At 70.0% G+C, this 8977-nt stretch carries 10 protein-coding genes; 4 read left to right on the top strand and 6 right to left on the bottom strand.

Annotation, left to right across the window (positions count from 1 at the left end; all coding sequences use genetic code 11):
- Window positions 1–17: 17 nt before the first annotated feature.
- From ACFVWL_RS04835 to ACFVWL_RS04860, 6 genes are all read right to left on the bottom strand, one after another.
- Window positions 18–521: a GNAT family N-acetyltransferase gene (locus tag ACFVWL_RS04835; protein ID WP_387179217.1), complete on the bottom strand. Its 504-nt coding sequence runs from the start codon at window positions 519–521 to the stop codon at window positions 18–20.
- Entirely contained in the window at window positions 518–1708 is a 1191-nt protein-coding gene (locus ACFVWL_RS04840; protein WP_387179219.1) for an anhydro-N-acetylmuramic acid kinase, read from the bottom strand. Before ACFVWL_RS04840 ends, ACFVWL_RS04835 begins: the two co-directional genes overlap by 4 nt.
- Complete coding sequence (gene murQ / locus ACFVWL_RS04845; RefSeq protein ID WP_387179222.1) at window positions 1708–2613, bottom strand: N-acetylmuramic acid 6-phosphate etherase; 906 nt, start codon at window positions 2611–2613, stop codon at window positions 1708–1710. The genes ACFVWL_RS04840 and murQ overlap by 1 nt, the downstream gene beginning before the upstream one ends.
- Window positions 2610–3497: an ABC transporter permease gene (locus ACFVWL_RS04850; RefSeq protein ID WP_021198224.1), complete on the bottom strand. Its 888-nt coding sequence runs from the start codon at window positions 3495–3497 to the stop codon at window positions 2610–2612. Before ACFVWL_RS04850 ends, murQ begins: the two co-directional genes overlap by 4 nt.
- Entirely contained in the window at window positions 3494–4465 is a 972-nt protein-coding gene (locus tag ACFVWL_RS04855; RefSeq protein ID WP_387179225.1) for an ABC transporter permease, read from the bottom strand. The genes ACFVWL_RS04850 and ACFVWL_RS04855 overlap by 4 nt, the downstream gene beginning before the upstream one ends.
- Before the next feature lie 66 nt (window positions 4466–4531).
- Complete coding sequence (locus tag ACFVWL_RS04860; RefSeq protein ID WP_387179227.1) at window positions 4532–6079, bottom strand: ABC transporter substrate-binding protein; 1548 nt, start codon at window positions 6077–6079, stop codon at window positions 4532–4534.
- 165 nt (window positions 6080–6244) lie between these two features.
- Between ACFVWL_RS04860 and ACFVWL_RS04865 the strand changes: the two genes are divergently transcribed.
- From ACFVWL_RS04865 to ACFVWL_RS04880, 4 genes are all read left to right on the top strand, one after another.
- Window positions 6245–7147: a MurR/RpiR family transcriptional regulator gene (locus ACFVWL_RS04865; protein ID WP_387179230.1), complete on the top strand. Its 903-nt coding sequence runs from the start codon at window positions 6245–6247 to the stop codon at window positions 7145–7147.
- Entirely contained in the window at window positions 7144–8292 is a 1149-nt protein-coding gene (locus tag ACFVWL_RS04870; RefSeq protein WP_387179233.1) for an MFS transporter, read from the top strand. The genes ACFVWL_RS04865 and ACFVWL_RS04870 overlap by 4 nt, the downstream gene beginning before the upstream one ends.
- Before the next feature lie 136 nt (window positions 8293–8428).
- Window positions 8429–8701 carry a hypothetical protein gene (locus tag ACFVWL_RS04875; protein WP_387179236.1) on the top strand — a complete coding sequence of 91 codons (273 nt, stop codon included), beginning with the start codon at window positions 8429–8431 and terminating at the stop codon, window positions 8699–8701.
- A gap of 4 nt (window positions 8702–8705) precedes the next feature.
- Entirely contained in the window at window positions 8706–8945 is a 240-nt protein-coding gene (locus tag ACFVWL_RS04880) for a hypothetical protein (RefSeq protein ID WP_387179239.1), read from the top strand.
- Window positions 8946–8977: the final 32 nt, after the last annotated feature.

Raw genomic sequence — 8977 nt, forward strand, 5'->3', positions numbered from 1 at the left:
TCACGTTCGCTCCCTGCTCATGTCCACTCCCTGCGCATGCGCTGCTCGGGCTCGCCGAACTCCGACTGCGTGCGGGTCGCTCCGTCGGGGTGCCAGCCCTTCGCCTCGTAGAACCCGATCGAGGGTGCATTCGCGGCGAACACCCAGAGCGTCGCGGCTTCGGCCCCCGCCTCCTGCAGCCCAGCGGTGGCCCGTGCCAGCAGTGCGCCGCCGACCCCGCCGCCGTGGGCCCGCGGTGAGACATAGAGGGAGTGCACGGCCCCGTCGGCCCTGTCGTCTCCGTCGGAGGTCGCGGCGTACCGGGTGATCCCCACGATCGCGCCATCGAGCTCCGCGACCAGCACGACGCCCACCGCATCGGCGAGCACTCGCTGCCACAGCGCCGCGGCCCGCTCGTCGGTCATCGCGTCGATCGCCGTGTCGGTCAGCACACCCCGGTAGCTCTCCCGCCAGCAGGCGAGGAACACCTCGAGCACCCCGGACAGGTCGTCCGGGGTGGCGGGGCGCACCTGGAGGCTCACGATGCCGCGGCCTCCGTGAGCACGAGGGAGTCGATGGAGGCGACGGGCTCGGGCATCTGCAGCGGACCGACACCCGGCGTGATGGTGCCGAGGATCCGCGGTTCGCGCGCTCCGGTGCCGCCGGGGACGATCGCGGGAACGCCGTGCATCGTCGACCAGCCGATCAGGGCGAGGAGGATCGCCTCCTTGCTGTCGGCCGCAGCCCCCAGCTCGTCGGCCAGCACGACCTCGGTGGCGGGCAGCGCGGCGCGCAGACCGTCGAGGATCAGCGGGTTGCGGCATCCACCGCCCGACACGGCGAGGAACCCGATGCCGGCGGCCTCCACGTCACGCGCGACCGTGCGCACGGTGAGCTCGGTGAGGGTGCGCACGACATCGGCGACCGCGATCTCGCGGCCCTGCGCGGCCAGGTGCTCGTGCACGTAGCCGAGGTGGAAGTGCTCCTTGCCGGTGCTCTTGGGCGGGGTGAGAGCGTAGTACGGGTCCTCGAGCAGGGCTGCCAGCAGCGCCTCGTCGACCTGTCCGGTGCGGGCGATCGCGGCGTCGTCGTCGTAGCCGAGCGGGTTGAGGCCGTGCTCCACGATGACCGCGTCGACCAGCGCGTTCGCGGGTCCGATGTCGTAGGCGACCAGGCCGCCCTGCCGCACCACCGTCATGTTCGAGATGCCGCCGAGGTTCAGGGCGGCGGACACACCGGCGCGCGAACGCAGCAGCAGCTCGTCGAGGAACGACACCAGCGGGGCGCCATGGCCGCCGACCGTGATGTCGCGGATGCGGATGTCGGACACCACGGGGGCTCCGACCTTCTCGGCGATCCAGGCGGGCTGCCCGATCTGCAGGGTGCCCAGCGCGTGCGCGCCGTCGACCCAGTGGTACACGGTCTGTCCGTGCGAGCAGACCGCGTCGACGCCGCCGACCTCTGCCGCGATGTCGGCCGCGACCTCGGCGAACGCCTGCCCGATGAGAGTGTCGAGCTCCGCCACCTCGGCGAGGGTCGTCTGGGCCGGCGGCAGCGCAGCGATCAGTCGGGCCCGCAGCTCGGGGGCGTAGGGGACGCTCGTCGCGGCGAGCACCGTGCCGTGCAGATCCACGCCGTGCGCGGTGAAACCGCCGCTGGTCGTGAAGTCGACGACGGCGGCATCGATCCCGTCGTGCGAGGTGCCGGAGATCAGTCCGAGGACGCGCATCAGTTCTCCTCCAGTGCGGTGCGCAGCCGACCCTCGGCCGCGTCCAGTCGTGCGGTGGCCGCGGCGAGGTCCTCGCCACGGCAGATCATGATCGACGCGAGCTTCACGTCGTAGGCGGCCGTCCCCAGGGCGGCCACCGCCACGTCGCGGTCGACATCCGCGATGGTCTGCACCATCCGGATCGCCCGCTCGCGCAGCTTGTGGTTGGTGGCCTTCACATCCACCATCAGGTTGCCGTAGGCCTTGCCGTTTCGCACCATCGAGATGGTCGAGAACATGTTCAGCACGAGCTTCTGCGCGGTGCCCGACTTGAGCCTGGTCGAACCGGAGAGCACCTCGGGACCGACCTCGACCTCGATGCCGTGCTCCGCCACCGCGCTGAGCGCCGTCCCGACGTTGCAGGACAGGCCGATGCTGAGAGCACCGAGCTCGCGCGCCCGGCGGACGGCGGCGATCACATAGGGGGTGCGCCCGCTGGACGCGATGCCGATCACGGTGTCGAGCGGACCGATGCCCGCGGCGTCGATGGCAGCAGCCCCCGCATCCGCGTCGTCCTCGGCGCCCTCGACCGGGTTCACGATCGCGCCGGGGCCGCCGGCCATGATCGCGAACACCAGCTCCGGCGGGGTGCTGAAGGTGGGCGGGCACTCCGAGGCGTCGAGCACGCCGATGCGGCCGGGGGTTCCTGCGCCGACGTAGACCAGGCGCCCACCCTGCGCCATGCGCGCGGCCGTGGCCTCGATCGCGGGAACGATCTGCCCGAGTGCCCGCTGCACGGCGGCGGGCACCGTGGCATCGGCCTCGTTCATGGTCTGCGCCAGCTCCGCGACGCTCATCAGGTCGAGGTCCGCGTACCGGGGATCGCTGGCCTCCGTCGCCAGCCCGCCGAGATCCTCCATGCTCATCGCTTTCCTCTGTTCCGGGGGTCGAGACTGTCGCGCAGGCCGTCGCCGAGCAGGTTCAGCCCGACCACGAGCAGCACCACGATCACGCCGGGCGCGATCATGGTCCACGGGGCGATCGTGACGAGGGTGCGCGCCTCGAAGATCATCGAACCGAGCGAGGGTGCGGGCGGCGGCGTGCCGAGCCCGAGGAAGCTCAGCGACGCCTCGGTGAGCACGGCCCACGACAGCGAGAGCGTGACCTGCACGATGATGATCGACGTGATGTTCGGCAGCACGTGACGGAACATGGTCGCCATGCGGCTCTGCCCCGTGCTCTTGGCGGCCTTGACGTACTCGACCTCGCGCAGCGACAGCACGGGCCCTCGGGTGACGCGGATGAAGATCGGCACGTAGACGATCGCGATGGCCACGGCGATGGTGAACCAGTTGCGCTCGAACACCGACGCGAGCGACAGGGCGAGCAGCAGCGGCGGGAAGGCGAACAGCACGTTGGTGACGGCCGTGATCGCTCCGTCGGAGAAGCCGCGGTAGAAGCCGGCGATGAGTCCGCACACTGTGCCGACCACGGTGGCGAAGGCCACGGCGACGACCGAGATCAGCGCCGAGTTGGCGACGCCGGCGGCGACGCGGGAGAACACGTCCCGCCCGAACTGGTCGGTGCCGAACCAGTGCACGGCGGATGGCGGCTGCAGGCGCGAGGGCGGATCCTGCGCGAGCGGATCGAACGGCAGCAGCCCGAACGCCGAGACGAGGCTCAGCACGGCGAGCAGCACGACGATGATGAGGCCGGTGAGCCCGCTGCGGCTGCGCAGCAGGAGACGCACGCGCTCCATGGTGCGCCCGCCGCCGGGAGCGAGGGCCGGGGTCTGAGAGATGTCGGTCATGCGGCACGCACCCGAGGATCGATGACCCGGTACAGCAGGTCGGTGAGCAGGTTGACGATGACGAAGGCGAGCGCGATCACGAGCACGGTGCTCTGCACGAGCGCGTACTCCTTCTGCTGGATGCCGAGCAGCACCTGGCGCCCAATGCCGGGGAGCGAGAAGATCTGCTCCACGACCACAGCACCTCCGAGGAGGTAGCCGAACTGCAGGCCGGTCATCGTGACGATGGGCACGAGCGCGTTGCCGAGCACGTGGCGCACCTGCAGACGGCGCGGAGGGACGCCCTTCGCCCTGGCGGTGCGGATGAAGTCGTTCGAGCGGATCTCGAGCACCGCTGTGCGGGTCGTGCGCATGATCGGTGCGGCGATGCCGAACCCGAGCACGATCGAGGGCAGCAGCATCTGCTGGAGGTTCAGCAGCGGGTCCTCGAACAGCGTGGCGTAGGCCTGACCGTTCGGGTTGAAGCCGAACGACGAGGCGAGGATCGCCAGGAGCGCCGTGCCGAGCAGGAACGCGGGGATGGAGAGACCGGCGAGACCGACGACCTGTCCGACGCCGTCGCGGAACGAGTCGGGCTTCGAGGCGGAGAGCATTCCGAGCGGGATGCCGATGGCCAGCGCGATCACGATCGAGAAGATCGCGAGCTCGAACGTCACGGGAAGTGCGGCGAGGGTGAGATCGAGGACGCTCGTCTGCGCCCGCGACGAGAAGCCGAGGTTGCCGGTGAAGATGTTGCCCAGCCACGAGAAGAACTGCACGATGAGCGGCTGGTCGAGGCCGTAGTACGACTCGAGGGCCGCACGCTGCGACGGTGTGAGGGCGGCCGCCTCGGTGCCGAGGCCGGAGCTGATCTGGTCACCGGGGATGGCGCGCAGCATCAGGAAGACGAAGATGGCGACGCCGAGGAGCGTGCCGAGGGCTGCGAGGATGCGTCGCAGCACGCTGTTGCGGAGGAGCTGTCTGAACATGCGCGTGTGTGGGTGCCTGTCGTCGGGGAGGGAGGGGGCGCGGGGTGTCCGCGCCCCCTCGATCCGCTACTTGATGGAGGTGGTCCGCAGGTACTGCAGCGAGCCGTTCACCATCGGGACGAAGCCGTCGACGGTCGACGCGGTCGCCGTGTAGGTGTAGCTCGTGAACAGCCAGATCCACGCGGCGTTGTCCTCGAGGTTCTCGGAGACCTGCGCGTAGATGTCCTTGCGCTCGTCCGGGTCGGCGGTCTGACGCCCCTCGGCGAACAGGGCGTCGAGCTCGGGCGAGGAGTATCCGGCGACCTTGTTCAGGTTTCCGGTGCTGGTGAAGTAACGGCCGTACATGCCGTCGGGGTCGGGACGACCGCCGTTGAGGGCGACCGCGGCGTCGAAGTCGGCCGCGATCCAGCGGTCGACGAACGCACCGGACTCGAGCACCTCGAGGTCGAGCGTGATCTTCGCGTCGGCCAGCTGGGCCTTGAGGTTCTGGGCCTCGTTCACCGACGTGGCGTACTCGCCCTGAGAGACGATCGTCTTGATGGTGACGCCGTCTTCCTTGCCCGCCTTCTTCAGGTACTCGGCGGCCTTGTCGAGGTCGCGCTCCGGGCACGGACGGGCGTCAGGGTCGGACTTGTACGCGGGAGAGGTGATGGGGCCGGTGACCTCACCCTCGCCGAGGGCTGCGGTGTCGAGCACCTCCTGGCGGTCGATCGCGCACTGCATCGCGAGGCGCACGTTGACGTCGGCGAGGTCGCCGCGCGTGGCGTTCAGCTGCAGCGCGTGATAGCTCAGCTGCGGGGTCGTGGCGACCTCGACGTTGGCGCCCTCGGCGGTCTGCGCGACCAGCGGGTCGTCGAACACGGCCAGCTGCACGTTGCCGGACTGCATCGCCGAGACGATCGACGACTCGTCGGGGATCACGCGGAACTCGACCGTGTCGAGCAGCGCAGTGTCGCCCCAGTAGTCGACGTTCTTCGCGAGCGTGATCGACTGGCTGGCCTTGCGGTCGTCGAGGATGAAGGGACCGGTACCGTTCGGCGTGGTGTTCAGTCCCTCTTCGGTGTCATCCGAGGAGAGCATCGCCATGTTGATCACGGCGAGGTTGGCGGGAAGCGCGGCGTCGGGAGCGCTCAACGTGAGCGTGACGGTCTTCTCGTCGGTCGCCTCGACCGCGGTGACGGAGGCGAGCGAGGTGCGGGCGACGGCTGCCGTGGCCTCGGCCGCGATCGCGTCGAGCGAGTACTTCACGTCTTCGGAGCCGAACGTGCTGCCGTCGGCGAACGTGACGCCCTCACGGAGGTTGAACGTTACGGTGAGGCCGTCTTCCGAGACGTCCCACGACTCGGCCAGGCCCGGGACGACGTTGAGGTCTTCGTCGAACTCGGTCAGCGTGCCGTACAGGTTCTGCAGCACGTTGACGGCCTGGAACTGGGTGGCCTTCCACGGGAACAGGGTGTCGGGGTCACTGGTGACGCCGATGACGAGGTCGCCGCCCGCTGCGCCCGCGGAGGGCTTCGGGTCGGACGCGGGTGCGGAACACCCGGTGATGACGAGGGCGAAGGCGAGGCCCGTCGCCGTGAGAGCGCCGAGTGACGCCCAGCGTGCTGTGCTCATTGCTGGATCCTCCTGAGTGTGACGCGCCGCCGTGGCGTCGGGTCAGGCGCTGTTGCCTGCCGCCCCGTGAACGTCGTCGGTCGTGGTTGGTACCAAAAGTACACGAAGGTCACTACTTATGTAACAGAAGTTCCTCTACTGTTATGAACAGTGATCGGAGACCCCATGCCCCATGAAGCCGCCCGCGATGACGCCGGCGCGCACCCCGTGCTCGTCCGCATGCGCGCGATCCGCCCCGAGCTGCGTCCGAGCGAGCAGCGCATCGCCGACCTGTTCCTTGCAGACCCGGCGGGAACGGCAGGACTCTCGATCGCCGAGCTCGCCCAGCGCTGCGACACCTCGACCACCTCGGTCGTGAGATTCTGCAAGCGCCTCGGCTACGAGCACGTGCGCGAGCTGCGCAACCACGTTCTGCGCGACGTCGAGCGCGAGACGTTCGATACGGCCGCCCTTCCCGCCGTCTCCGGCGACATCGACCGCAACGACACCCTGGCCGACATCGTCGCGAAGGTGTCGCTCGCCGAGACGCTCTCCCTCGCCGACACCGCCAAGGTGCTCGACACCGAGTCGCTGCGGGCCTCGGTCGACGCCATCACCTCGTCCACCAGGGTCGACATCTTCGGCGTGGGCGCCAGCTCCATCGTCGGGCTCGACCTGCAGCGCAAGCTCACCCGCATCGGGCGCACCGCGCTGGAGTGGTCCGACCCGCACGCCGCCTGGACATCGGCGGCGACGCTCGGCCCCGGCAACGTCGCGATCGCGGTGTCGCACACCGGCGCCACCACCGACACGATCGAGTTCCTGCTGCTCGCCCGGCAGGCCGGAGCGACCACCATCGCGATCACGAACCATGCGGGCGCTCCGCTGGCCGATCAGGCCGACATCGTGCTGACGACCGCCGCCCGCGAGACCGGCTTCCGCTCCGGCGCACTGGGCAGCCGGATCGCTCAGCTCATGGTGGTCGACTGCATCTTCATCGGCGTCGCCCAGTCGAACTACGACCGCTCGATGGAGGCCCTGCGCGACACGTTCGCCGCCGTGCACCGCGTGCGGACGGCGGGGGCGTGACCGACGACATCCGTCGCGCGCGGGCGGGGCTGTTCACCGCCTTCGCGGGACTCGGCGTCACGGCCGCGTTCGTTCCCGCCGTCCTCCCCTCCGCCGAGCGGGCGATCGGTTCAGACCTCAGCACGGCCGTGCCCGCACTGTTCGCCGGACTCCTGGTCGGGGTGTTGATGTCGGGGCCGCTGCTGATGCGTCGGCCGCCGCGCACCGCGTTGATGCTCGGCAGCGCGCTCCAGGCCGCTGCCATCGTCATGGTGGCCCTGGCCGGCACGCCCGCCGTGTTCATCACCGCGGGCGCCGTCGCGGGGTTCGGGTTCGGGTTGGTCGAGGCTTCCGGCTCCGTGGCGGCGAAGTCCCTGTCGGTCGGCAGCGCGACGGGGCTGCTCAGTGCCCTGCTCGGCACGGTCGCGGTATGCGCGGCGGTCACCCCGCTGCTCGTCGCCGCGGGTTCAGGGGTTCGTCCGGCGCTCGGCCTCCTGGCGATCGTGCCGCTTCTGACGGTCGCGATGCTCACCGGGTCGGGATCCGCGGTCACCCCCGTCGAAGCTCCTGCGCGCCGTGACATGCGCGGACTGCTCGTGCTCCTGCCGTTCGCCGTCGCACTCCCCCTCTACGTCGGCGTCGAGACCGTACTGTCCGGCTGGTCGGCCGTGATCCCCGAGCGGATCCTCGCGGTCGAACCGGGTCTCGCCGCATTGGGGACCTCGGCGTTCTGGGCGCTGATGGCCGTCGGGCGCTTCGGCGCGGCGGGACTGCGCCGTCTCTCGGTGTCGCCGATCGTGATCCTCGTCTCCGCCACGAGCGCCGCCGCGATCCTGATGGCCACGGCGGGGCTGCTGGTGGGGTCCGCTCCCGTGGGGGCGCTCGTCGCACTGGCCGCAGTGGTCGTGCTCCTCGCACCGAGCTACGGGCTCATCCTGGGCCTCGCGCTCGACCATCTCGACCCCGCTCGCAGCGCCGCGGTGACCGGCGCCCTCGTCGCGTGCGGAGCTGTGGGCGGCACCTTCGTGCCCACGCTGATCCTCCTGGTCGGTCGGGACCCGGCATCGAGCACCACGTTCCTCGTGTCGGCCGCCCTGTGCGCGCTCGTGCCTGCGCTGGTGCTGATCGCCGGGCGGTCGCGGCAGCGGGCCTCGACGACGAGCTGACGCCTCCTCCACACCCCACGCTTCTCGCGACCTCTTCACAGATGCTGGAATACCGGCGCACACAGGGGCAACTGCGGCGTAGCCTCGCTGACACACCCATCCGCAGCACACCCATCCGCAGTCAAGGAGAGCGCACGTGTCCACCGAGGTCCTCGCGATCGTCCTCAGCGCGATCGGCGTCGCGCTGACGATCACCACGGGCCTCTTCGCTGCCGGCGCCTGGATGGTCCGCCGCATCGACGACAGGATCGACGCGGTCGACGAGAAGCTCAGCACCCGCATCGACGCGGTCGACGAGAAGCTCAGCTCTCGCATCGACGCTGTGGCCGCCGACGTCACAGACCTGAAGATCTCCGTCGCCCGCCTCGAAGGACCCCCGCGACACCTGCTCACCACGGGAAGAGGATGAGACCGTGACCACGGAGACCCTCGCGATCGTCCTCAGCGCCATCGGCATCGTGCTCACCCTCGGCACCAGCCTCTTCGCCGCCGGTGCCTGGATGGTCCGCCGAATCGACGACAGGATCGACGCGGTCGACGAGAAGCTCAGCACCCGCATCGACGCTGTCGCCGCCGACGTCACCGACCTCAAGATCTCCGTCGCCCGCCTCGAAGGACCCCCGCGACACCTGCTCACCACGGGAAGAGGATGAGACCGTGACCACGGAGACCCTCACGATCGTCC

It is taken from the genome of Microbacterium sp. NPDC058269, assembly GCF_042881445.1.
Lineage (GTDB): Bacteria > Actinomycetota > Actinomycetes > Actinomycetales > Microbacteriaceae > Microbacterium.